The 22,068-nt window shown below is 63.2% G+C and carries 25 protein-coding genes; 13 read left to right on the top strand and 12 right to left on the bottom strand.

Translation table 11 applies throughout. The features are described from left to right. Positions 1–13 precede the first annotated feature (13 nt). The 3 genes from NVS32_RS05340 to NVS32_RS05330 all read right to left on the bottom strand — a co-directional run bounded on the left by NVS32_RS05340 (position 14) and on the right by NVS32_RS05330 (position 1,761). A complete protein-coding gene (locus NVS32_RS05340; RefSeq protein ID WP_199590057.1) occupies positions 14–1,033 on the bottom strand; it encodes an NADH:flavin oxidoreductase in 1,020 nt (339 codons plus the stop codon). Continuing rightward, a complete protein-coding gene (locus tag NVS32_RS05335) occupies positions 1,030–1,443 on the bottom strand; it encodes a holo-ACP synthase (protein ID WP_052009902.1) in 414 nt (137 codons plus the stop codon). The genes NVS32_RS05340 and NVS32_RS05335 overlap by 4 nt, the downstream gene beginning before the upstream one ends. 96 nt (positions 1,444–1,539) lie before the next feature. After that, positions 1,540–1,761: a helix-turn-helix domain-containing protein gene (locus NVS32_RS05330; protein WP_233516530.1), complete on the bottom strand. Its 222-nt coding sequence runs from the start codon at positions 1,759–1,761 to the stop codon at positions 1,540–1,542. A 114-nt stretch (positions 1,762–1,875) separates the two neighbouring features. Between NVS32_RS05330 and NVS32_RS05325 the strand changes: the two genes are divergently transcribed. Further along, entirely contained in the window at positions 1,876–2,097 is a 222-nt protein-coding gene (locus NVS32_RS05325; protein WP_258498969.1) for a hypothetical protein, read from the top strand. A 46-nt stretch (positions 2,098–2,143) separates the two neighbouring features. Here NVS32_RS05325 and NVS32_RS05320 read toward each other — a convergent pair whose 3' ends face one another. Continuing rightward, positions 2,144–2,626: a hypothetical protein gene (locus NVS32_RS05320; protein ID WP_258498968.1), complete on the bottom strand. Its 483-nt coding sequence runs from the start codon at positions 2,624–2,626 to the stop codon at positions 2,144–2,146. A 249-nt stretch (positions 2,627–2,875) separates the two neighbouring features. Here NVS32_RS05320 and NVS32_RS05315 point away from each other — a divergent pair, with 249 nt between their 5' ends. From NVS32_RS05315 to NVS32_RS05290, 6 genes are all read left to right on the top strand, one after another. Then, positions 2,876–3,496, top strand: coding sequence for a DUF47 domain-containing protein (locus NVS32_RS05315; RefSeq protein WP_032111168.1), 621 nt, complete (start codon positions 2,876–2,878; stop codon positions 3,494–3,496). Beyond that, a complete protein-coding gene (locus NVS32_RS05310) occupies positions 3,489–4,481 on the top strand; it encodes an inorganic phosphate transporter (protein WP_032111167.1) in 993 nt (330 codons plus the stop codon). Before NVS32_RS05315 ends, NVS32_RS05310 begins: the two co-directional genes overlap by 8 nt. 96 nt (positions 4,482–4,577) lie before the next feature. After that, the gene (locus NVS32_RS05305) at positions 4,578–5,093 is read left to right on the top strand and encodes a ferritin (protein WP_032111166.1); all 516 of its coding nucleotides are present in this window, start codon (positions 4,578–4,580) and stop codon (positions 5,091–5,093) included. A 190-nt stretch (positions 5,094–5,283) separates the two neighbouring features. After that, entirely contained in the window at positions 5,284–5,835 is a 552-nt protein-coding gene (locus tag NVS32_RS05300; RefSeq protein WP_258498967.1) for a TetR/AcrR family transcriptional regulator, read from the top strand. Beyond that, positions 5,781–5,930: a hypothetical protein gene (locus tag NVS32_RS05295; protein ID WP_258498966.1), complete on the top strand. Its 150-nt coding sequence runs from the start codon at positions 5,781–5,783 to the stop codon at positions 5,928–5,930. Before NVS32_RS05300 ends, NVS32_RS05295 begins: the two co-directional genes overlap by 55 nt. A 57-nt stretch (positions 5,931–5,987) precedes the next feature. Further along, complete coding sequence (locus tag NVS32_RS05290; protein WP_118100269.1) at positions 5,988–6,980, top strand: DUF5692 family protein; 993 nt, start codon at positions 5,988–5,990, stop codon at positions 6,978–6,980. A gap of 103 nt (positions 6,981–7,083) precedes the next feature. Here NVS32_RS05290 and pyrE read toward each other — a convergent pair whose 3' ends face one another. After that, on the bottom strand, positions 7,084–7,746 hold the full coding sequence (pyrE, locus tag NVS32_RS05285) for an orotate phosphoribosyltransferase (RefSeq protein ID WP_258498965.1): 663 nt from the start codon (positions 7,744–7,746) through the stop codon (positions 7,084–7,086). Positions 7,747–7,796: 50 nt separating this feature from the next. Further along, positions 7,797–8,324, bottom strand: coding sequence for a GAF domain-containing protein (locus NVS32_RS05280; RefSeq protein ID WP_258498964.1), 528 nt, complete (start codon positions 8,322–8,324; stop codon positions 7,797–7,799). Positions 8,325–8,431: 107 nt separating this feature from the next. Here NVS32_RS05280 and asnS point away from each other — a divergent pair, with 107 nt between their 5' ends. The 3 genes from asnS (at position 8,432) to NVS32_RS05265 (ending at position 11,857) form a co-directional block, all read left to right on the top strand. Next, the gene (gene asnS / locus NVS32_RS05275) at positions 8,432–9,841 is read left to right on the top strand and encodes an asparagine--tRNA ligase (protein ID WP_032111161.1); all 1,410 of its coding nucleotides are present in this window, start codon (positions 8,432–8,434) and stop codon (positions 9,839–9,841) included. A gap of 26 nt (positions 9,842–9,867) precedes the next feature. Continuing rightward, positions 9,868–10,848 (top strand): magnesium transporter CorA family protein, encoded by a 981-nt coding sequence (locus tag NVS32_RS05270; RefSeq protein ID WP_258498963.1) that lies wholly within the window; start codon positions 9,868–9,870, stop codon positions 10,846–10,848. 364 nt (positions 10,849–11,212) lie between these two features. Then, entirely contained in the window at positions 11,213–11,857 is a 645-nt protein-coding gene (locus NVS32_RS05265) for a glycoside hydrolase family 3 N-terminal domain-containing protein (RefSeq protein ID WP_438273324.1), read from the top strand. Positions 11,858–12,023: 166 nt separating this feature from the next. On the opposite strand, the gene NVS32_RS05260 is transcribed toward NVS32_RS05265, so the two are convergent. The 4 genes from NVS32_RS05260 to NVS32_RS05245 form a co-directional block, all read right to left on the bottom strand. After that, positions 12,024–13,454: a glycoside hydrolase family 32 protein gene (locus NVS32_RS05260; protein WP_258498962.1), complete on the bottom strand. Its 1,431-nt coding sequence runs from the start codon at positions 13,452–13,454 to the stop codon at positions 12,024–12,026. An 82-nt stretch (positions 13,455–13,536) separates the two neighbouring features. Continuing rightward, the gene (locus NVS32_RS05255; protein WP_258498961.1) at positions 13,537–15,357 is read right to left on the bottom strand and encodes a PTS sucrose transporter subunit IIABC; all 1,821 of its coding nucleotides are present in this window, start codon (positions 15,355–15,357) and stop codon (positions 13,537–13,539) included. Next, entirely contained in the window at positions 15,263–15,469 is a 207-nt protein-coding gene (locus tag NVS32_RS05250; RefSeq protein ID WP_258498960.1) for a PTS transporter subunit EIIB, read from the bottom strand. Before NVS32_RS05250 ends, NVS32_RS05255 begins: the two co-directional genes overlap by 95 nt. A 226-nt stretch (positions 15,470–15,695) precedes the next feature. Continuing rightward, positions 15,696–16,679 (bottom strand): LacI family DNA-binding transcriptional regulator, encoded by a 984-nt coding sequence (locus tag NVS32_RS05245; RefSeq protein WP_258498959.1) that lies wholly within the window; start codon positions 16,677–16,679, stop codon positions 15,696–15,698. 158 nt (positions 16,680–16,837) lie between these two features. On the opposite strand from NVS32_RS05245, the gene NVS32_RS05240 reads away from it, so the two are divergent. From NVS32_RS05240 to NVS32_RS05230, 3 genes are all read left to right on the top strand, one after another. Next, the gene (locus NVS32_RS05240) at positions 16,838–17,506 is read left to right on the top strand and encodes a class II aldolase/adducin family protein (protein ID WP_258498958.1); all 669 of its coding nucleotides are present in this window, start codon (positions 16,838–16,840) and stop codon (positions 17,504–17,506) included. Positions 17,507–17,580: 74 nt separating this feature from the next. Further along, positions 17,581–18,756, top strand: a complete 1,176-nt coding sequence (locus tag NVS32_RS05235; RefSeq protein WP_258498957.1) for a metallophosphoesterase family protein — start codon at positions 17,581–17,583, stop codon at positions 18,754–18,756. Beyond that, positions 18,757–20,127, top strand: coding sequence for an MFS transporter (locus NVS32_RS05230; protein WP_258498956.1), 1,371 nt, complete (start codon positions 18,757–18,759; stop codon positions 20,125–20,127). Between the two features lie 186 nt (positions 20,128–20,313). Here NVS32_RS05230 and epsC read toward each other — a convergent pair whose 3' ends face one another. Both epsC and cysK read right to left on the bottom strand, forming a co-directional pair. Continuing rightward, positions 20,314–20,988: a serine O-acetyltransferase EpsC gene (gene epsC / locus NVS32_RS05225; RefSeq protein ID WP_258498955.1), complete on the bottom strand. Its 675-nt coding sequence runs from the start codon at positions 20,986–20,988 to the stop codon at positions 20,314–20,316. Next, positions 20,988–21,899: a cysteine synthase A gene (gene cysK, locus NVS32_RS05220; protein ID WP_258498954.1), complete on the bottom strand. Its 912-nt coding sequence runs from the start codon at positions 21,897–21,899 to the stop codon at positions 20,988–20,990. The genes epsC and cysK overlap by 1 nt, the downstream gene beginning before the upstream one ends. Between the last annotated feature and the right edge of the window lie 169 nt (positions 21,900–22,068).

The following is a 22,068-nucleotide window of genomic DNA, read 5'->3' as shown; positions in this document are numbered from 1 at the left end:
ATCTTGTGGTGCCTTACGTGGGCGCGCTGGCAGCGCGGAGCTTGGTGGTCTCGCGCCGCGCCCATGCGGGCCTGTTCAGTATTGCACGTCCGATGCCCGCAAGGTCGCAGGCGCCTTGCTCGAGCAGCGCTTCCGCCGCCGCGCCCGTCTTTATGCCGCCCGCCAGAAGCACCGGCACGCCCACGCCCGCACGGATGGGCGCCGACGAGTCCGCAAACCAGCCGGCGGTGTCCTCGTGGCCGGGCCTGCCGTAGTAGCACATGCCGCCCGACACGGAGATGAGGCTCGCGCCCGCCGCCTCTGCCATGCGCGCGAGCGCCACGGCATCGTCGATAGTGTTGCCGCCGGGCATGTAGTCGCAGCCGCCCAGGCGCACGGAGACCGGGTAGCCTGAGGGCAGCTCTGCTCGCACGGCACAGAGCACCTCTTGAAGGAGCCGCGCACGGTTCTCGAGCGAGCCTCCGTAGGCGTCTTTGCGTAGGTTGGTGAGGGGCGAGAGGAACTGGTCCAGAAGGTACCCGTGAGCCGCGTGAATCTCGATGCCGTCGAAGCCGGCCGCGTAGGCGCGCCGTGCCGCTGCCGAGAAGAGCTCCGGCATGCGCGCGATGTCATCCGCGCTCATGGCCCGGGGGATGGGGTGGCCCACCTTGGCGCCTGGGCACGTGACGGCCGAGGGTGCCAGCGGCTGCGTGCCCGTGAGTCTCTCGGTTGCTGCCGAACCTGCATGCGAGAGCTGCACAAAGACAGGAGTTCCCTGATCGTGGACGGCTGCCGCCTCGCGCTTGAGACCCTCGATGTCCTCGTCGTGCGCGATTGACGCCTGGCCTGCGGTTGCGCGGCCCTCCTCACAGACAAAGTGATGGCCGCACTCGACGAGGCCCAGGTAGCCGCCGTGCGCACGGGTGGCGTAGTGGTCACAGAGCGCTTGGGTTACCTGGCCGCGCGCTCCCGCCTTCCTCGTGGCCATGGGTACCATGACCAGGCGGTTCTTGAGCATCAGATCGCTCACGGCGAGTGGCTGGTCAAAGATCACGCCCCTTCGCCTCCCACCGCGGGAGCCCATGCCACGGCCGTAGCCAGCGCGGCGCCGGCCTCGTTGGTGATGGAGATGCGCGGCGGCTCTATGCCGTGCGCGGCAAGGACGGCGGCCAGGCGTCCGTGGACCGTGCACACCGGCGCGCCGGAGGAAGCGTCGAGGGTCTCCAGCTCTTGGGGGTCAATTCCCGTGCTCGGGGGGAGGAGCTGCGCTAGGGCGTCCGTTGCCGCACCTTTGGCGGCAAGGTGGCCGGCCATGTACTCGGCGGGGTTCTCGCGCGCGTTGGCCTGTGCGAGTTCGGCTGGCGTGAGCAGGTGAGGAAGGTCGCCCCCAGGGCTGGCGAGAAGGTCCTGAGCGCTTGCTATGCGCACAAGCCGCGTTCCCGTGGCGTGCGTTCCTGTGTTCATGGTGCTGGTGCTCCCCGTCTCCCGTGCGGCTTGTCCCCTAAGGGTAGCGCGGGGAGCGATTGCTGGGTTGCCAGGGAGGGGCGTGTCTCGCCGTACCTAGTTGCCGTGTCGGGGCAGTCGGTTGTCCCAGACCTCCTGAAGGATGCGCTCCGGTGTGGTGTCGAGCGCCTTTGCGTAGGCGTAGACCTCGCCCAGGTGGAGCGAGCGCTCGCCAGACTCGAACTTCGAGACCATCGACTGGTTGATGCCAAGACGTGCCGCGACCTGGTCCTGCTTGAGGCCAGATTCCATCCTCAGCTTACGGAGGACCTTTCCCACGAGTCTGTCGGCAATCTCGTACATGCGCCGGAATGTAGACCCGCGCGCATGACATTCAAAAATAGAATATTCTGGTATCTGCCAGGAAAACGACGCTATCTAGCAGGTGATACCTTGGAAAGTCCACAAGAAGCGCTGTACGGATGCGCAGACATTGCCAGAGCGCTGTCCCTTCAGGCGGCAAACGGTTCCGTCTCGCCAGAGTCGCTCGACCTTCTCGCAGACAAGATTGACGATGCGGCGCGCATGCTCGACGGGGAGCGTATCGAGCGCTGGATCGAGGTCATTCGCGATGCCGACGGGGTTGAGCGCGAGGTCCACGAGGAGAGGGCGTAGGCGTCTCGGCGTGCAGGTGGGTGCGGGACTGCGTGTGTGCCCGGGGCTACATCCCGTAGTCGAAGAAGGACGAGACGTGCACCGTTACACAGTTGGTCTCGCGGTTGACAAGGTCCAGCGTCTTCACGGTGTCCTCGACGATGGCCACGCGGCTCTCGGGAACTTTTAGCTCCTGTGCCAGCCGGCGGAGAAACTCGACCTTCTCAGCCTTCTGAGCAACGGTCACCACGTGGCTGGGGACAAGGCCGTAGCAGCGCGTGACAAAGGCACGCTTGCCGGGCGCCTCGACGTCGCTTGCCTGCGAGCAGGCCCACACACGGCTCTCGCCCTTGTCCTTGATAAAACGCTTAATCTGCGGGACCGGACGCGAGCTGGCATAAGGGTCGTGGGTGCGGACGTAGTCCTCCCAGTCCTCGTCGGGGCATGCGCTGTGCGAGAGCTCGCCAAACTCGTAGACCGCGAGAACGCCGTCGATGTCAAAGACCACGGCGGTCTGCGGCTCCAGCAGATACTCCATGAGCTTGGTCATCTGGTGCACTCTCCCGTTGTTGGTCGCCAATCGTCTTGCCAACTCCAAAACCGAGCATAACTAATCGACTCCAACAAGCAAAACGTTTCGTTTGTATTGCGTCATTCGGCAGGCGGTATGCTTCGCTTCGCTGCCGGCAGCTTACAAACTGCTAACATCCTTGCGGCCGCTGGGGCAGACAGCTGTGGGAGAACGAGAGGCCTCGACGTCTGCCCAACCGAGCAATGCATCGCATGAAGGGATACGCCATTGAGTCGCGTCAAACATAGAGAAGACGTCTTCTACGGGCTCCTTTCGGATTTTGGCCACAAGATTGCCGAGGTCGGCCAGGACTACGCAACGCTCGTGCGCAACTACCCTCAGTCGCGCGACCTTGTCGCCAAGATGAAGGAGTACGAGGTCGACTGCGACCACCACGTTGCCAAGATTCTGACCGAGCTCTATGGGTCCTTCGTGACCCCCTTCGACCGCGAGGACATCGCGATGCTCGCACGCACGATGGATGGCGTGGTCGACCAGATCGAGGGTGCTTCTCGCCGCTTCGAGCTCTTCCGAATCGAGGAGATGCATCCCGAGGCCGTCCGCATGGCAGACCTCACCGCGAGCGCCTGCATGCAGCTTGGAGAGCTCTTCGACCACCTGCCCAACTTTCACAAGGATCCCGTGGTCATGGAGCGTGTGAGGTCGGTTGGGATGCTCGAGGACGAGGGTGACGTAGTCTATCGCGGTGCCCTGGGGGACCTCTTTGCGGGGACGGACCCAATGGAGACGCTGAAGTGGGTCATGCTCTTCGAGAGGATGGAGGCCGCGCTCGACTGCTGCAAGTCCGTGGGCAACATCGTGCAGGGCGTGGTAGTGAAGAATGCCTAGCGTCCTTCTCGTCATGCTGCTCGTTGTCGCATTTGCGTTCGAGCTCATCAACGGTTTCCACGACACGGCAAACTCCATTGCCACCACGGTCTACACGCGCGCCCTCTCGCCTGGGGTCGCAATTGCGATGTCCGCCGTCATGAACTTCGTAGGCGCGCTCACCAACGAGAGCGTTGCGCGCACCATCTCGAGCGGACTCGTCGACGTCCAGCTTGAGCTCTACGTCATTCTCGCCGCGCTGCTCGGTGCCATCTTCTGGAACCTTCTCACCTGGTGGCTTACGGTTCCTAGCAGCTCCTCCCACGCCCTTATTGGCAGCCTCATTGGGGCAACCATCGCCTATACCCACGGGTTTTCGGACGTTAGGTGGGAGGGCGTGGTCGAGAAGGTCGTCATTCCCCTGTTCACTTCGCCGCTCATAGGATTTGTGCTGGGCTTTGCCTTCATGCGGCTTGTCTTTGAGCTCTTTGCAAACTGGACTCCGGCAAACGCGAACGGTCTCTTTCACCGACTGCAGATCGCCTCTTCTGCCTTCATGGCGTACAGCCACGGCTCCAATGACGCACAGAAGACGATGGGCATCATCACGCTGGCGCTCACAACGGAGGGGCTGCTCTCCCAGGATGGGGGCGTGCCGCTGTGGGTCAAGCTCTTCTGTGCCGCCACCATGGCACTTGGCACGGCGATTGGCGGGCAGCGCATCATGAAGACGCTGGGGCGAGGGGTCTTTCGCCTGGAGCCCTCCATTGGCTTTGTGGCGAACATGGCCACTGCGATAGCAATTGAGACCATGACCGCCTTGGGCGCTCCCGTCTCGACCACGCAGGTGGTCACCACCTCAATCATGGGCGCCGGCAGCGCCAAGCGCCGCGCCGGCGTGCGGTGGGTTATGGCGCGCAAGATTGTGACCTCATGGTTTGTCACCCTGCCGGTCACCATGTGCCTTGGGGCGGCGTTCTGCGCGCTCATCGGCCTGTTCGTGTGACGGTGGCGTGTCGCGAGACTGGTTTCTGACGCACTGGGTAAACTCTTCACTGGCACAGACGCTTACATGCCCCGCGGGGCAGGAAAGAAGGTTGTCATGGCACTCGACAAGAAGGTCGGCGACACCCTTAACGCCCAGATCAACAAGGAGCTCTACTCGGCATACCTCTACCTCACGTTTGCCGACTACTACGAGGACCGCGGCCTCAAGGGGTTCGCTAACTGGTACATGGTGCAGGTGCAGGAGGAGATTGCCCACGCCAAGATCCTCCGCCGCTACCTACTGGACAACGACTACCAGGTCAAGATGGCAGCCATCGCCGAGCCCGACAAGACCTTCACCAACGACCTTGCGCCGCTGCAGGCTGGCCTCGAGCACGAGCGCTACATCACGGCCGCGATCAACGAGTGCTACCAGGCCGCCTACGACGTTCACGACTTCCGTACCATGCAGCTGCTCGATTGGTTCGTGAAGGAGCAGGGCGAGGAGGAGACCAACGCCTCCGACATGATCAAGAACATGGAGCTCTTTGGCTCCGACCCCAAGGGCCTCTACGACCTGGATCGCGAGTACCAGGCCCGCACCTTTGTTGCCCCCACAATGCCCATGTAGGCCTCTGCAACACAATTGGTGGCAAGGAGCGCGGTTGCCCAAGCAGGCAGCCGCGTTTTTTCGTCCGCAGCACCACCTCTGGGCTGGGAATCGTTGACGTTTTTCGCAAACTGTTTGTTGCCACACATTCTCTTCACATCCTATTATTGGCCCGTTCGTTGACATGGTGTCAACTAAGGAGGTGGAGTCGATGCGCGGCGAGATTGCAGAGACGCGGCGCGAGCAGATCATTGCCGCTGCTCGCTCCCTCTACGAGGAGAAGGGAATCGACCGCACCTCGGTAAAGGACATTGCCGATCGGGCGGGAATCACGCGCAGCCTCTTCTATCACTACTTCTCGGGTCGCGATGAGGTGACCGACGCCATTCTCGACGCCTATGTCGACACCTTTGTGGCTGCCGTGCGCGAGTGGAACGCGCAGCGTGTGCGCGGGGACGTCGCCGGCGCCCTCAAGACCTGCGTCGCCATGCTTCGACGCCACCTCTTTGACGAGGACAGCTTTAGGACCGATCTTCTCAAGAGCCAGAACGCCCTGCTCTACCAGCGCTTTAGTCAGCAGACGGCCCACACTCTTGCCGAGTACCTCACCCGTACCACCGTCACCGAGTACGCAAGGTACCACCCAGCGCCCAGACTGGTCGATTGGGCGACCGTGACACCGTCACCGAGTACGCAAGGTACCACCGCGTGGAGATACGCCATCCCTACGAGGAGTTCTACCTGCTCATCATTGGCCTCATGAGCTACATGAGGACCCACCCCGACGCCTCGGACGAGCTTGTGGCCGACCTCATCACTGACACGCTCCACCTCGACCTTGGCTCCCAACAGGACTAGCCGCGCCACGGCGCGACGGTAGCGTTTTCCCAAAGACAGCAAGAGAGAGGAAGTGCCATGTTGTTCGACCACAGCGCCAATCTGCCGTTCCAGCTCCTGGGGTGGGTGATGGTCTTCGTTGGGCTCATCGTGCTCAACGAGTTTGCCCGCAGGTCAAAGGTCGGGGGGCTCATCATGTTTGGTGTGCTGCCCGTGGCAATGACCATCTACTGCATTGCCATTGCCGTGGGCGTGGCGCAGGGTCAGGAGTGGGCGCTCACCAACCCAACCCACATCTACCAGAACAGCTGGTTCCACTACGCCAAGGTCTACGCCGCGCTTGCCGGCTGCATCGGCTTCATGGTCATCAAGTACCAGTGGGGAAGCCTTGGCCGCGCGCATTGGTTCCGCGCCTTCCCCTTTGCAATCGTCGCGATCAACATCCTCATTGCCGTCTGCTCCGACTTCGAGAGCGCCTACCACTTCTTTGCGCTCGGTCAGAGCACGTGGGTGACCTCAGAGGGCGCGACGCAGCTCGCGGGCTGGAACAACGTCTTCAACGGCATTGCCGGCATCATCAACATCTTCTGCATGACGGCCTGGTGGAACGTCTACTCCTCCAAGGACGGGCGAGACATGCTCTGGCCCGACATGACCTGGGTCTTCATTGGTGCCTACGACATCTGGAACTTCTGCTACACCTACAATTGCCTGCCGCACCACGCCTGGTACTGCGGCCTGGCGCTGCTCCTTGCCCCCACGGTGGCAAACGCGCTCTGGAACAAGGGCGGCTGGATCCAAAACCGCGCCAACACGCTTGCCATCTGGTGCATGTTCGCGCAGGTCTTCCCCGCGTTCCAGGAGGAGTCCGTCTTCGTGACGCACTCCACGCTCAACCCCACCACGGCGACCGTGGTCTCTGTGATCGCGCTCGCGGCCAATGTGACTGCCATCTGCTACATTGCCTACCGTGCCAAGAAGCTGGGCGTCAACCCCTACAAGCAGGACGTCTTTGTGGGCACCCGCGACTTCGAGGAGGCCACGGCCCGTCGCGCCGATCTGGCCGCGTAGGACGAGCAGGGCAAGACAAGCCGCTCGCAACGCATGCGGGGCGCCAGCTTGTGCTGACGCCCCGCGTTTCTGTGCCGCGTGAAGCGGCGCTTGTATCCGCGCGCTACTTTACGCCGTACTTCTCGTAGTACTCGTCAATGGCGGCCTTGAGCTCTGGCGTAATGACGGTGCCGTTGAGCGCCTCGACGACCTCGGCCATGGTCACAATGCTTGCGACGGGGAAGCCGTAGCGCTCCTGGATCTCTTCCTGGGCGCTCACCTTGCCGCCCTTGCCCACCTCCATGCGGTTGAGCGAGACGATAAGGCCCTTGACTTCGACCGCGGCCGCGCCGGTCACGATGGGGTAGGTCTCGTCGATGGACTTGCCGGAGGTGGTGACGTCCTCAATCATAACCACGCGGTCGCCGTCTCTAAGTTCGCTTCCAAGGAGGTTGCCCTTGTCGGCACCGTGGTCCTTGACCTCCTTGCGGTTGGAGCAGTAGCGCACCTCCTTGCCGTAGAGGTCGTGAAAGGCGATGGCGCAGGAGACCGCCAAGGGGATGCCCTTGTAGGCGGGCCCAAAGAGCACGTCGAAGTCCAGGCCAAAGTTGTCGTGGATGGCACGGGCATAGAACTCGCCCAGGCGCTTGAGCTGTGAGCCCGTGACGTAGGCTCCCGCGTTCATGAAGAATGGCGACTTCCTGCCGCTCTTGAGGGTGAACTCGCCAAACTTGAGCACCTTGCTCTCGACCATGAAGTCGATGAACTGGCGCTTGTACTCCTCCATTGACGTCTCCTCTCGGTGGTGACGATCGTCTCGCATGAGATTCTACGCGACTACGAGCGCGCGGGGCGCACGGCAGGATTGACAAGGTCTGCAAACTTCTCCAGCGCGCGTACGATGAGCGCGAATCCGTCGAGGTCCGCCGCCGAGAAGCGCGCGGGGACAGGGCTGTCGCAGTCGAGGACGCCCCAGACGGTGGTGCTGCCGTCAGCGGCGGTTACGTCGATGGGCACCACGAGTTCCGAGCGCGAAGCGGCGTCGCAGGCAATGTGGCCCGGGAAGGCGTGGACGTCGGGCACGATTTGGGGCTCGTTTGTCTCGACGGCCCTTCCGCAGACGCCGGCGCCATAGGGGATGCTCACGCAGGCGGGACGTCCCCAGAAGGGGCCAAGGACAAGGTCCTGCTTGCCTGTGGGACCTGCGACGGCCACGTAGAAGCCCACCCAGTTGATGTCTGACAGACTTTCGCCCAGGAGGGCGGCCGCGTTGGCAAGGGCGGGCAGCCAACCCGGCGTTCCCTCGGCAAGTGAGCCTACCTGCTGAGCGAGAAGTTCGTAGTCTGTGGTCTGCGGGTTGTCCATGATGGCGTCTCCTTCCAGTGCGGAGAATGATGGATGCGGTGCCAGCTCGTCGCGATAAGATAGGACGGTTAACGAGCATGACACAATTCCAAGAGGAAGGACGTCCCTTGAATCGCACGAGAATCGCCGCGCTCTACGCGGACATGGAGCAGCTGGGTGGCACCGAGCTCACCGTCGCAGGCTGGGTGCGCTCCATCCGCGACATGAAGAACTTTGGCTTTGTCACCCTGAACGACGGCAGCTGCTTCAAGGACCTGCAGGTTGTGGTCAACCGCGAGCGCTTGGGGGACGAGACGTACGAGGGGATTGTCTCGCAGAACGTGGGCGCCGCCCTCATCGTGCGCGGAACGCTCGAGCTTACGCCGGACCGTCCCCAGCCCTTCGAGCTGCAGGCAGAGACCGTCACGGTGGAGGGTGCCTCCGCGCCCGACTACCCCATGCAGAAGAAGCGCCAGACGCGCGAGTTCCTGCGCACCCAGCAGCATCTGCGCAGCCGTACCAACCTCTTCCGTGCGGTCTTCCGCGTGCGCAGCGTGGCCGCCTTTGCCATCCACCGCTTCTTCCAGGAGCGTGGCTTCCTCTACGTGAACACTCCCATCATCACCGCGTCGGACGCCGAGGGCGCGGGCGAGATGTTCCGCGTGACCACCATCGACCCGGCCAACCCGCCCCTCACCGAGAACGGCAAGGTGGACTACAGCAAGGACTTCTTTGGCAAGCCCACCAACCTCACGGTCTCCGGTCAGCTCCAGGCCGAGAACTTTGCCATGAGCTTTGGCGACGTCTACACCTTTGGCCCCACCTTCCGCGCCGAGAACTCCAACACGCGCCGTCATGCCGCCGAGTTCTGGATGGTCGAGCCCGAGATGGCCTTCTGCGACCTCGAGGGCGAGATGGACGTCTCGGAGGAGATGCTCAAGTTCGTCATCACCTACGTGATGGAGCACTGCCCCGACGAGCTGGACTTCTTCAACAAGTGGGTGGACAAGGGCCTCAAGGAGCGCTTGCAGCACGTTGCCACGAGCGACTTCGCGCGCGTGAGCTACACCGACGCCGTGAAGATCCTCGAGGACGCCCAGAACTCCGGCACGATGTTCGAATACCCCGTCTCCTGGGGCGTTGACCTCCAGACCGAGCACGAGCGCTTCCTCACCGAGAAGCACTTCAAGCGCCCCACGTTCGTGACGGACTACCCGCGCGACATCAAGGCGTTCTACATGCGCCTGAACGACGACGGCAAGACCGTTGCCGCTGCGGACTGCCTAGTCCCCGGCATTGGCGAGATCATCGGCGGCTCTCAGCGCGAGGAGCGCCTGGACGTGCTCGAGCGCCGCATCCAGGAGCTGGGCATGGATCCCGAGCAGTACAAGTACTACCTTGACCTGCGACGCTATGGCGGCTGCCACCACGCGGGCTTTGGCCTGGGCTTCGAGCGCCTGGTCATGTACCTCACGGGCGTCGACAACATCCGTGACGTGCTGCCGCACCCGCGCACCGTGGGCAACGCGGACTTCTAAGGGCGCTAAGAGTAGGGGCAGGGCCTGTGATCGAGTGCTTCAAGACATCCGTCGAGGAGGACGAGAGCGGTGAGAAGGTCTTTCTCACCTCACGAGTGGCGGGGCCCTGCCCGGGATGCTGGGTAAGCGTCGTGGCCCCCACCAAGCGGGAGCGCGCCTGGATGCAAAGCGAGATGGGCGTCATACCGGACTTTGTCGCCTCTGCGCTCGATGACGAGGAGAGCTCGCGCATCGAGCGGGACGACGAGACCAGGCAGGTGCTCGTGATTATGGACTGCCCCTTCGTGGAGGACAAGAGCGAGGCCGAGAGCGCCTCGATCGTCCAGTACGACACCCATCCGCTCGCCGTGCTCTTCCTGCCCGAGAAGGACCTGGTCATGACCGTGAGCCTCAAGGAGAACTGGACCATCTCCGCCTTCGAGAGTGGCCGGGTCCGCGACATCAATACGGCACAGCGCACGCGCTTCCTGCTGCAGATTCTGCTGCACATCTCCAGGCGCTACCAGATTGACTTGCGTTCGGTGAACCGCCAGTTTCGCGAGAACGAGCGCGAGCTTCGGAGGTCCATGCGCAACGAGGAGCTCATCAAGATGCTGGGGTTCGAGAAGTCGCTGGTGTACTTCTCGACATCGCTCAAGGCACTCGACACCACCATCCAGCGCATAAGCTACGGACGTATCCTCAAGCTCTACGACGAGGACCGAGACCTTCTGAACGACACGTCCGTTGAGGTCAAGCAGGCCATCGAGATGTGCGAGATATACACGCAGGTCTACAACGAGACCATGGAAACGTTTGGCTCGATCATCAACAACAACCTCAACCTCACAATGCGCACCCTCGCCATCATCACGCTTGTGCTTTCCGTTCCCACCACGGTCTTCTCGTTCTACGGCATGAACACCGGGCTTCCCATGGACGAGACATGGGTGTTCCCGGTCATTCTCTCCATAGGGCTCTCCGTGTTTGCGACGTTCTGGATTCTGAAGAGCCGCGTTGTCAGGTAGCCGCCGGCGCGGGGCCCAGAAGCGCGTCTCAATGCCGCGCCTGCCACCCGGTGGCGGGCACGGCATTTTGCGTTAAGGCGTCGACCAATCGCGACGAGTCTGGGACTGGCTGCCGTATGGCGGATACCCTTTCCGGAACGCGCGCGGAGTGCGTTCATGCTGGGCTTGGGTGAGGGGTCATTATGCGGGATGTTACACGTCGACAGGCGCTCGGCCTTGCTGCCGGTGCGCTTGCCGCCTGCGCGCAGGCGGGCTGTGCAGCTACGACGACGCGGAACGGGGGGAATGGTTTCGAGGAGCCCAGCGGCGTGCAGGGCATCGAGGCACTTGACGCATCTTTGGCTGGTGGAGTCCGGCAATCAACATGCACCGTTCGCCCTTCTCGGGCAGGAACTACGAGTACTACTCGGAAGACCCACTGCTTACGGGGGCCCTTGCCCGGGCCATGGTGGATGGTGGCGCCTCGTGCGGCATGGTCAACATGCTCAAACACTTCTGCGTGTACGACCAGGAGACCAGCCGCAGGGAGCATCTGTGCACCTGGGCCACCGAGCAGGCCGTCCGCGAGATCTATGCGCGACCGTTCGAGATGGTGGTCAAGTCATCCTCGCGGCGCGCGGTGCCCGCGCTGGACGTGTCGACGGGGGAGCAGGCACAGACCAAGGTGAATGTGCCGCTCTCGATCATGAGCTGCTACAGCTTCCTTGGAAACACTTGGGGCGGTGGCCGAGAGGACCTTCAGACGGGCCTGCTGCGTGACGAGTGGGGCTTTGACGGAGTTGTCCTCTCGGACTTCAACGTGGATGACTACTACATGGACCACGACCAGGGGATTGCCGCCGGGACGGACCTCATGCTGGCGACTGCCGCAATGGGTACCGTCGATGATCCGAGAAGCGCCTATACCCTCAACAACCTGCACAGATCGGTGCATCGGTACCTCTACGTGGTGGTCAACTCCAATGCCATGAACGGGATCTTGCCTACTGTGAGGGTTACGTACTCGTAAAGGGGAGTGGGGTGCTACCGCCCGCCGCCGGAAGGCCCGTTTTGGCAGTAGGCGCGTACAAAGTAAACGCTCCGGCGCCAAAATGACGCCGGAGCGTGGGGAATAGCGGAAAACCCGTACGAGAAAGGCCTTCGGGCGTCACGCGAGAGACGTCGCGCATCGGGTGTCACGCGCCAGGCGCCACGTGCCGGAAGCGTCGTAACGCGCGCGGAGGCTCGCCGCCCATCTCCCAGGAGCGGGCGCTCTCGCAGGTAGCATGCAGGGTGACCAGCAGCGTGTCTGCCGTGGGGAACCACCTGGTCGAGAGGACCTCCTCGCCGTGGTTCACGTAGACCTCCACGGTGGAGCCGTCCACCAGCACGCGGAGCTCGTGCAGCGCTGCAAGTGGAAGCACGCGCTCGGTGCGGCCGGAGGCGGCCTTCTCGTCCGTAAACGCCATTCTCAGCAGGCCATCTTCTGCCGAGAAGGAAAGCTGCAGCTGTCCGTCGAACCCCATCTCGAGGTTGCCCTCGATGCCCAGAAGCTCGATGTCGGCGTAGTGGTGGGGGAGAATCGCGCCCGCCGATGGGCTCACTGGCTGGGCAAAGCCGCGAAGGCCGTCAATCTCGGTAACGGGCCACTGTCGGAGAAGGCCGTCCTCCCCAACCGTTACCTCGCGCGGGACGGTGAGGCAGTGGCACCAGGCAAGCCCGTCCGGTGCCGAGGTGTAGTCCGCGTCTGGCATGCCCATCCAGCCGATGAGGATGCAGCGGCCCTTCTCGTCCTCAAAGACCTGCGGCGCATAGAAGTCGAAGCCCCAGTCGAGCTCGACGAAGCTCGTCTCGTCCACCTGCGTGGTAGCAAGGATGCCCTGCGGCAGCGGAAAGTATCCGGCCTGGTAGAGGTTCTGCCAGCGCGTGGGCTCGCTGGGCAGGCCTTGCGGACAAACCACGAGGTAATCATGGCCGTCCACCTGGATGACGTTGGGGCACTCCCACATGTAGCCAAAGGAATGCGTGGACTCGATGCGTCCGCGATATGCCCACTCCACGGCATCAGAGGATTCGTAGAGAAGGACGTCGCCCACGTCGTCAGAGCGGCGGGCACCCAGCACCATGTAGTAGCGTCCGTCCTGCTCCCAGACCTTGGGGTCGCGCACGTGGCGCGTGAGGTCGGAGGGGTAGTCCTTGGGGCGGAGCAGAACCTTCTTCTCGGAGAGCGAGACGCCATCATCGCTCGTGACCATGACCTGGTTGGAGTCGCGGCCGTTGTGGATGTGGTCGCCCTCGTACTTGACGTTGCCGGTGTAGTAAAGGCGCAGGAGGTCGCCTCCGTCCTGCGCGCCGCCTGTGACCACCAGCGCCGAGCCGGAGTAGACGCCATCGGCGTCCTCGGGGATGGAGGGCACGAGGGGTTCGCCCAGGTCCTCCCAGCGCACCAGGTCACGACTGGCGAAGTGCCCCCAGCCCTTCTTTCCGGGAGCGGGCCACGCGGGCGCCGACTGGTAGAAGACGTGGTAGGTACCGTGGAACTGGCAGAGGCCGTTGGGGTCGTTGAGCCACCCCTGGCGTGGGGCCAGGTGGAAGTGGGGCGTCCAGCGCTCGTGCGTGGGGGACATGGGGCTCCTCTCAAGTGGGTGCGGATATGCGAGACGGGCGGCCACCAGAGGCGACCGCCCGTATGTGGAGCAGTGGTTGCGCCTAGCGCGTGGCCACCACGGCGTCACCGGCCTTGACCGCGCCGGTTGCGAGCTGGTCAACCGAGGAGTATGCGTCGGTGTTGGTGATCACGAGCATCGTGGTTGCCTTCTTGCCTGCCGCCTCGATGACGCCAAGGTCTGCCTCCATGAGGACGTCGCCGCGCCTCACGTGGTCGCCCACCTTGGCCAGGGGCGTGAATGGCGCACCCTTGAGCTCGACAGTATCGATGCCAATGTGGATGAGAATCTCTGCGCCGGAGTCGGAGAGCAGGCCAAGGGCGTGCCCGGTCTCGGCGACTACGGTCACGGTGCCGTCGACAGGCGAGACGATCTTGCCATCCGTGGGCTCGACCGCGATGCCCTTGCCCATGGCGAGCGAGGCAAAGACGGGGTCGGAGACGTCGGTCAGGGAGACGGCGGTGCCGGTTGCGGGGGCGCCGATGGTCTCGGGCTTGGGGGCCTGGGCTGCGGGGGCCTCGGCCTTCTCGTCTGCCTCGAGAGCGCGTGCCTCGTCGGCCGCCGCAGCGGTCTGGGCAGCGACCTTCTCGGGTGCCGCTGTGGCGTCCTTGTCGCGATACACCGCCGAGGAGATTGCGAACGCCACGCCAAAGGCGACGGCGAACATGATGACGTACTGCAGCGGCTGCGCGATGCAGAGCAGGATGCCAAAGATGCCGGTGACGCCAGTGCCGGATGCGGCGAGGTTGAAGATGAAGCAGCACAGGGCGCCGCAAGCAGAGCCAATCATGCCTGCCACGAAGGGCTTCATGTTGGGCAGGTTCACGCCAAAGATTGCGGGCTCGGTGATGCCGAGCAGGCAGGAGATGCCGGCGGGAACGGCGAGGGACTTAGTCTTCTCGGAGTGGGTCTTGAGCGCAACGGCCAGGCAGGTACCGCCCTGGGCGATGCTGGCGGCGCTGGCGATGGGCAGCCAGTAGGTGACGCCGTACTGGGCGAGCATGGAGACGTCGATGGCGGTGTACATCTGGTGCAGGCCGGTGACAACGGAGGGCGAGTAGATCAGGCCGATGATGATGTAGCCAATGCCGAAGGGCACCTGGAGCAGCCACATGAGCAGGCCGAGGATGTTGTTCTCAAGCCAGACAAAGATGGGGCCGACGAAGAGGATCGTGATATAGGCGGCAAGAGAGACCGAGAGCAGCGGGGTGAGGAAGAGGTCGAACATCTCGGGGACGACCTTGTGGAGTCGCTTCTCGAAGAAGCAGAGGATCCACACTCCCACCAGGATGGGGATGACGTGGCCCTGGTAGCCCACCCAGTCGATGCTGTAGATGCCGGGGATCACGTCGAGCGTGACCATGGTGCCCTCGGCGATGGCGGTGCTGGCACTGTATGCGTTGATGAAGTCGGAGCTGATGAGCAGCGCGCCGAGCGAGGCGCCGAGGTAGGGGTTGCCCCCAAAGACCGTAGCGGCGGAGAAGCCCAGGAGAATCTGGAGGTTGCCAAGGGCGCAGGCGTTGATGAGAGACGCGATTCGCCACCAGACGCTCGTGGTGTCGAGCGCGATGATGCCCTGGGATCCCATATAGGAGAGGGCACCCATGATGTCCATGAGCATACCGGATGCCACGATGGCGGGGATGATGGGGACGAAGACGTCCGAGAGGACCTTGATGGCGCGCTGGAACGCGTTGCCCTGGTTGGCAGCGGCTTCCTTGGCCTCCGCCTTGGAGGCGGCGGTGACGCCGGACTGCTTGATGAACTCGTCATAGACCTTGTCCACGGTGCCGGTTCCAAAGATCACCTGGAGCTGGCCGGAGGCCTGGAAGTTGCCCTTTGCTCCCACGACGTTGTCGAGCATCGGCGATGACCAGGCGCAGGCGCGTGGCGCAGTGCGCCGCCGAGACAATATTGTCCGAGCCGCCGATTGCCTCCAGAACCTCGCGCGCCGCCTCTGCGTAGTCCAGAGCCATGTGGTCTCCCTTCCCCAACCAGTGACCTTACTTATGGAACCGTTCTCATAGCTTATTTCATCGCGTGAAAACTTGTTCAAACTAGCCGTGTATGAAATCGTTCTCACATTTCCAATAGTAGCCAATGGGCGGGCGAGCAAATGTGGATTGCAGGAATAACGGTGAGTGGTAGAAAAGCGGGTGTGAACGGTCTCACATTGCAGCGGCGCAGATGGCACCGCAGTGGCTAGCGCGAGCTGGTACGGGCGTAGATCTCGTAGCCCATGCGCAGCTCGCGAGGGACCCCGTCGCCATCGGTCATGGCGTCTACCAGCATCTTTGCCGCCTCGACGCCGCTCGTGAGGTAGTAGAAGTGGATGGTGGTGAGGCTGGGGGTCATGATCTTCGAGAGCTTGGAGTCTCCCACGCCCGTCACCTGGACGTCCTCGGGGATGCGCTTGCCGTACTCGCGCAGGCAGGTCATGGCACCAAAGGCAATGTCGTCGGTGGCGCAGATTATTGCGTCGACGTCCGGCACGGCATCAAGGATCTTCTCGGCGCTGAGGTAGCCGGAGTCGACAGAGAAGGTGGCGCTCTGCTGCGCCTTTGGGTCTACCGCAACGTCCATGCTGGCGCAGGCGTCGAGAAAGGCGCGGTGTCGCTCGTGTCCCGCAGCCACGTCCTTCTCGTAGACGCCAATGTAGCCAGGAGTGTGGGAGGTCTTGAGGATGGAGCGCGTGAGGTCGTAGATGGCGTGGTAGTCGTCCTGGTAGACGCACGAGTGACCGTCCAGACGCTGGCCCAGGATGACCACGGGGACGTTGAGCGAGTCCAGTGCCTTGTGGTGGGCGTTCGTGAAGACCGTGGCAATGAGGATGATGCCGTCGACCTTGTTGCGCTCGGCAAAGAGGTTGAGATAGTCGACCTCGGCCTTCTCGTTGTTGTCCGTGTTGGCGAGAAGTACCTGGTAGCCGTTTTGTGCAAGGACCTTGGTGATGCCGGCGACCATGCGGCTCACGGAGTGGGAGTTGATCTTGGGGATGATGACGCCCACGAGCTTGGTCTTGCCGGTGCGCAGCGTGCGGGCCTGCTGCGAGGGGACATAGCCCGTCTCATTGATGACGCGCGCGATGAGCTCGCGCTTCTCCTTGGAGACATAGCCGTCGTTGAGATAGCGCGAGACGGTTGCCCGTGAGACTCCCGCAAGTTTTGCTATCTCATTGATGTCCACGCCCGTTGCCCCCTCTCGTGTGCATGCGTTCCCCATACGCAACATGAGAACGATACCAGATGACAATGGTCATGGTTGGACGAATGCGGCGAGGGGCATGGGGTAAGCTCTTGGGCGGAGTGTGTTGTCACGTGACCGGCCGGAAAGGGGAGCAGACCATGCTGATGGAGGACGCGCGCGAGCGCATCGTGGCGTACGGAAAGCGGATCGCCACGGAGGGTCTTGCCGTGGGAACGAGCGGCAACCTCTCGGAGTACGACCCCGAGACCGGCCTGATGGCCATCAGTCCGTCGGGCCTGGGCTACTTCGAGACTACGCCCGAGGATGTGGTGGTGCTCCGCCTGGATGGCAGCGTGGTTGAGGGGAGCCGCCGACCGTCCTCCGAGGCACCGCTCCATGCCGAGGTCTACCGCCGCCGCCTGGCTGCCCGCGCCGTGGTGCACACGCACTCACCCTATGCGACCACGCTCGCCGCGCTTGGCGAGCCCATCCGTGCAGTGCACTTCACGATTGCGGACTCGGGCGCCGAGGAGGTGCCGCTCTCGTCCTATGTCACGTTTGGTACCCCCGAGCTAGCAGCTTCGGTGGGCGCGACCTTTGGCGAGCACCCCGAGACCAACGCGGTGCTCATGGAAAATCACGGGCTTGTTGCATGCGGCCCCAGCATGGCGGCCGCCTTTGGGCTTGCCATTAACCTTGAGTTTATGTCGCGCGTCCAGTGGCAGGCGGAGTGCGTGGGCACGCCGCGCGTGCTCTCGGGCGAGGAGGTCACGGGCGTTTCGAGACGCTTCGAGACGTACGGGCAGCCTGCCGGCGACAAGGCATAGGGCTGGACAGCTGGTGGCTGGGCTTGGCCCCAGAAATCGAGGGGGCGGCGCTGTCCCCAAAGGAGGAACGTGTGATGGACGAAATAGACCGGGGCACGTGGCCGTTGCGCTTTGACTCCGAGGGACGCTTCCGCGTTCTGCAGCTCTCAGACATCCAAGAGACCTCGCATGTGCGTGACGACACCATGGCGCTTCTCCGCGCCGCTCTTGATGAGGCGCGGCCAGACCTCGTGGTGCTCACGGGCGATCAGATCAAGGGCTACGCGATTGAGTTCTCGCTGGGCGAGAGTACCGGGCGCGCCCGCACCGTGGTGAGGAAGATTTGCTCACCCATGGTCGAGCGCAACATTCCGTTTGTGGTCACCTACGGCAACCACGATCGCCAGTGCGGCATGGGCAACGAGGAGCAGGAGAGCTGGTACAAGGCCATCCCCGGATGTGTGAACGGCATGGTTGCGGCGCGCGAACCCAGCCTCTACCGCGGTGCAGGCACGCTTGCCGTGCCCGTGCTTGCCCATGACGGGGATGACATTCGTCTGGCAGTGTTGGTGGCGGACTCTGGCGCGGGCTCGGGTAGTAGCGGATACGAGCCTTTTGACCCGGCGCAGACCGCATGGGTCACCGGCTGTGCGCACGACCTTGCAGAACGTGCCGGTCACAGGGTCCCCTGCATTCTCTACCAGCATATTCCGCCCGTTCAGGTCTACGACTGCCTGCGTGACGCCTGCGAGGGCGAGTACGGCGTCCCGGGGTTTCGCACGCACTACCATCCCGGCCGCACGCTTGTCCCCATAGAGGACCTTCGCGTCTCCGGTGGGCTTCGGGAGCCCGTGTGCAGCCCGGATACGGATACCGGCGAGGTGGCCGCCCTCATGCGCGAGGGGAGCACCTTCGCGCTCTACTTTGGCCACGATCACAAGAACACGCTGGTCTCGCATTACGGAGGCCTCGACCTGGGGTATGCCCCCTCTGCCGGCTTTGGCTCTTACGGGCCGGGTACCGCCCGCGCCGCGCGGCTCTTCTCGTTTGATGAGCAGAACGCCGCCCTCTATACCACGCGCCTGCTCACGTATGCGGAGCTGGTGGGCTCTCGGACGGAGCGGCCGCTCACCGACTGGGCGTCCGAGCGCGTGCCCGTCTCGACGGAGGAGGCGCGCGAGATGGCGCGGCCGGCGCTTCCCGTGCTTGGCGCGGCGGCCATCGCAGCGTTTGCCCTCGGCGTGGCAACACGACAGAAAAGGGGCAGGTAGATGGCAGCGAAATCCACGGAAGGGTTCGACGAGAGACCTGGCGAGAAGAAGGCTGCCGGTCGAAGTCTTACCAAGCTTAACATGAGGCGCACCATCCTGGTGACGCTGCCGTTCATGGGGGCGCTCACGTTCTGGCAGGCCTATGATGGGCTGGTGCCGCTTATGTTCAAGAACACCTTTGGCATGGGGGATACGCTTACGGGCGTCTTCATGTCGCTCGACAACGTGCTCGCGCTCTTCATGCTCCCGCTTATGGGGGCGCTTTCCGACCGCACGACCACGCGTTGGGGCAGGCGCACGCCGTTCATCGTGGTGGGCGCACTTCTCGCCGCCGCTCTCACGCCCCTCGTCGCCGTGGCAAACTCTATGCGCAGCCTGCCACTTTTTGTGACAGTGCTTGTGGCCACGCTTGTGGTGCTCTCGATCTACCGGTCTCCCTCCGTGGCGCTCATGCCTGACGTCACCCCGCGCCCGGTACGAAGCAAGGCCGATGCCTTCAACTCGCTCATGGCGGCGGTCGGCGGCGTGATTGTGCTTGTTGCCATCGCACTACTCGTCCCTGCCGTGGAGAACCCGGACTACATACCGGTGTACCTTGTCATCTCCTTCATGCTGCTGGTGACGACCATCATCTTTATGGTGTTCTTCCGCGAGCCCAAAGAGGTTGCGGCAATGCACTGCGAGAGTGCCGAGCTGGGCATTCCCGAGGATGAGATCGAGGCTTCCGACGAGGGTGGCAAGGAGCGCGAGGCGGACCCGGTCAAGCGCCGCTCGCTTGTCTGCGTCCTTGTCTGCGTCTTCTTCTACTTCATGTCGAACAACGCCGTGACCAGCGGCATCTCTCGCTATGCAGACGTGGTGTGGGGAATGGCCGGCGGATCGTATGCGCAGGTGCAGACCGTGGCCACCCTTGCGGCGATCGTTGCCTATATGCCTATGGCCGAGCTTTCCTGCAAGATTGGCCGCAAGGTCACCACGTACATTGGCATTGCGCTCATGGTGGTGTCCCCGCTGCTCATCTCGGGTGCCACGGGCTTCTCGGCGATCATCTATGTGTGGGTTGCCCTCTTTGGCATTGGCATGGCGACGGTCTCGCTCACCGTGTACCCCATGATCATGGAGCTGGCGAGCGCCAACTCAACGGGCCGCTACACCGGGTTCTACTACACGGCAAGCATGTCCGCGCAGGTGGTGACGCCCATTCTTTCTGGTGCCGTCATGCAGTTTGTGGGATACCAGTACCTCTACATCTACGTGGCCATCTGCGCGGCCATCTCGGCGGTGCCGCTGCTGTTCGTGAAGAACGCGGACTCGCTCACGATGGACGAGGTGCGCGAGCGCCAGGCTGCGGCGGAGGGGGAGAAGCGGTAGCTGCGATGCCGGCTCCTTGTTGCCGAAAGGCCCCTTTTGGCGGCGATTGCAACAGGCATGGCCCTCCGGAGACAAATTGTCTCCGGAGGGCACACTTTGACGCATTCGCAAGAAATGAGCGCTCCGGCGTCGAAAGACACGGGAGCGCTCGCTTGCCGATATTCCGTGAACAAGCCCGCCGAGAAGCTACAGCGCGCAGGACCAGCGGATGTTCTCGTCGTCCAGCTTGGAGGGGTCGAAGTCGTCCTCCACGAGGCGGGGGCCGTTGAAGCGGCGGTCGCGCACCACCTTGGCGGGAACGCCGGCCACCGTGACGTCGCGCGGCACGTCGTGGACAACAACGGAACCGGCGGCGACCTTGGCGTTATCGCCTATGGTGATATTGCCCAGAACGATGGCTCCGGCGCCAACCATGACGTTGTTGCCCAGCGTAGGGTGGCGCTTGCCGCCGTGCTTGCCGGTCATGCCAAGGGTAACCCCCTGGTAGATGAGGCAGTCGGCACCAATAATCGAGGTGGCGCCAATGACCACGCCAATGCCGTGGTCAATGGAGAAGCGCCTGCCAATCTGCGCGGAGGGGAAGATGTCCGCCCCCAGCTTGCGACGTGTGCGCTTGGCAAGGAGCAGCGCCAAGCCCCTCATGCCGTGGGTGTAGAGCCAGTGATGGCGCCTATACGCCCAGACGATATGGGTTCCGGTTGAGTAGAACACGATATCCCAGATGGAGTTGGCCGCCGGGTCGCGCTCGAGCGCCGCGTGGGCGTCCTCGCGCATGACCTCGAAGAGCGACATCTCGTCAACGGAACGCGTGTCCTCGACAGAGCCAGCCGCGCTGGCGACGCTAGTGGTTGCGGAAGCCATTAGAGGTCCATCGAGAGGTAGCGCTCGCCGGTATCGGGGAGGATGGCAACGATGACCTTGCCCGCGTTCTCGGGACGCTTGGCAAGCTCGACGGCAGCGGCAACGGCTGCGCCAGAGGAGATGCCAACGAGCAGGCCGTAGTCGGCTGCGAGACGCTTCTTGGTGTCGATGGCGGTTGCAGAGGCAACGGGAACGACCTCGTCGACAACGGAGGCATCATAGGTCTTGGGGATAAAGCCCGCGCCAATGCCCTGGATCTTGTGGGAGCCGGCGGGCTTGCCCTCGAGAACCGCGGACTCTGCGGGCTCGACGGCGATGCCCTGGACAGAAGCCTTCTTCTCCTTGAGGAAGCGGGCGGTGCCGGAGATGGTGCCGCCGGTGCCAACGCCGGCCACGATGAAGTCGACTGTGCCCTCGGTGTCTGCCCAGACCTCGGGGCCGGTGGTCTCATAGTGGGCCTGCGGGTTTGCGGGGTTCACAAACTGGCCGGCAACGATGGCGCCCGGGGTCTCCTGGCGAAGCTCCTCGGCCTTGGCGACGGCGCCCTTCATGCCGTCCTTGCCCGGCGTGAGGACGATCTGCGCGCCGTAGGATGCGGCGAGCTTGCGGCGCTCGATGGACATGGTCTCGGGCATGACGAGGATCATCTTGTAGCCGCGCGCGGCTGCGAGCATGGCAAGGCCAACGCCGGTATTGCCGGACGTGGGCTCAATCACGGTACCGCCGGGCTTGAGGCTGCCGTCCTTCTCGGCAGCGTCGAGCATTGCGCGGGCGATGCGGTCCTTCACGGAGCCGCCGGGGTTGGTGGCCTCGTACTTGCCGTAGATGGTTGCTGCGCCATCCACGAGCCCCGAAAGGTCTACCAGGGGGGTTGAGCCGATAAGAGCTTCGATCTTCCTTGCTGCCTTCATCTTTCTACTCCTTGTACGTCTGGTGACGAGGCAAGTCGGCTGCCCCCACTGGGGCTCCTCTGCCGGACAACTCGTCACGAACAAGGGTGACACTTATAAACCCACTACACAAGTAGGAATTAATGAATGGAAATAATTCCCATTCAAGCGATGGGATATGAGACAAAGG

Source organism: Tractidigestivibacter montrealensis (genome assembly GCF_024741235.1).
GTDB classification, from domain to species: domain Bacteria; phylum Actinomycetota; class Coriobacteriia; order Coriobacteriales; family Atopobiaceae; genus Tractidigestivibacter; species Tractidigestivibacter montrealensis.
Note: the sequence above shows the minus strand (reverse complement) of the source record. Positions and strands in the feature narration are given on the sequence as shown.

Excerpts from the sequence above, each read along its gene's own strand:
- NVS32_RS05235 (WP_258498957.1), top strand. The coding sequence starts at position 17,581 with ATGGACGAAATAGACCGGGGCACGTGGCCGTTGCGCTTTGACTCCGAG.
- NVS32_RS05335 (WP_052009902.1), bottom strand. The coding sequence starts at position 1,443 with ATGAACACAGGAACGCACGCCACGGGAACGCGGCTTGTGCGCATAGCA.
- NVS32_RS05300 (WP_258498967.1), top strand. The coding sequence starts at position 5,284 with ATGCGCGGCGAGATTGCAGAGACGCGGCGCGAGCAGATCATTGCCGCT.
- NVS32_RS05265 (WP_438273324.1), top strand. The coding sequence starts at position 11,213 with ATGCACCGTTCGCCCTTCTCGGGCAGGAACTACGAGTACTACTCGGAA.
- NVS32_RS05240 (WP_258498958.1), top strand. The coding sequence starts at position 16,838 with ATGCTGATGGAGGACGCGCGCGAGCGCATCGTGGCGTACGGAAAGCGG.
- NVS32_RS05320 (WP_258498968.1), bottom strand. The coding sequence starts at position 2,626 with ATGACCAAGCTCATGGAGTATCTGCTGGAGCCGCAGACCGCCGTGGTC.
- pyrE (WP_258498965.1), bottom strand. The coding sequence starts at position 7,746 with ATGGAGGAGTACAAGCGCCAGTTCATCGACTTCATGGTCGAGAGCAAG.
- cysK (WP_258498954.1), bottom strand. The coding sequence starts at position 21,899 with ATGAAGGCAGCAAGGAAGATCGAAGCTCTTATCGGCTCAACCCCCCTG.
- NVS32_RS05260 (WP_258498962.1), bottom strand. The coding sequence starts at position 13,454 with ATGTCCCCCACGCACGAGCGCTGGACGCCCCACTTCCACCTGGCCCCA.
- NVS32_RS05305 (WP_032111166.1), top strand. The coding sequence starts at position 4,578 with ATGGCACTCGACAAGAAGGTCGGCGACACCCTTAACGCCCAGATCAAC.
- NVS32_RS05255 (WP_258498961.1), bottom strand. The coding sequence starts at position 15,357 with ATGCTCGACAACGTCGTGGGAGCAAAGGGCAACTTCCAGGCCTCCGGC.
- epsC (WP_258498955.1), bottom strand. The coding sequence starts at position 20,988 with ATGGCTTCCGCAACCACTAGCGTCGCCAGCGCGGCTGGCTCTGTCGAG.
- NVS32_RS05290 (WP_118100269.1), top strand. The coding sequence starts at position 5,988 with ATGTTGTTCGACCACAGCGCCAATCTGCCGTTCCAGCTCCTGGGGTGG.
- NVS32_RS05310 (WP_032111167.1), top strand. The coding sequence starts at position 3,489 with ATGCCTAGCGTCCTTCTCGTCATGCTGCTCGTTGTCGCATTTGCGTTC.
- NVS32_RS05230 (WP_258498956.1), top strand. The coding sequence starts at position 18,757 with ATGGCAGCGAAATCCACGGAAGGGTTCGACGAGAGACCTGGCGAGAAG.
- NVS32_RS05250 (WP_258498960.1), bottom strand. The coding sequence starts at position 15,469 with ATGGCTCTGGACTACGCAGAGGCGGCGCGCGAGGTTCTGGAGGCAATC.
- NVS32_RS05280 (WP_258498964.1), bottom strand. The coding sequence starts at position 8,324 with ATGGACAACCCGCAGACCACAGACTACGAACTTCTCGCTCAGCAGGTA.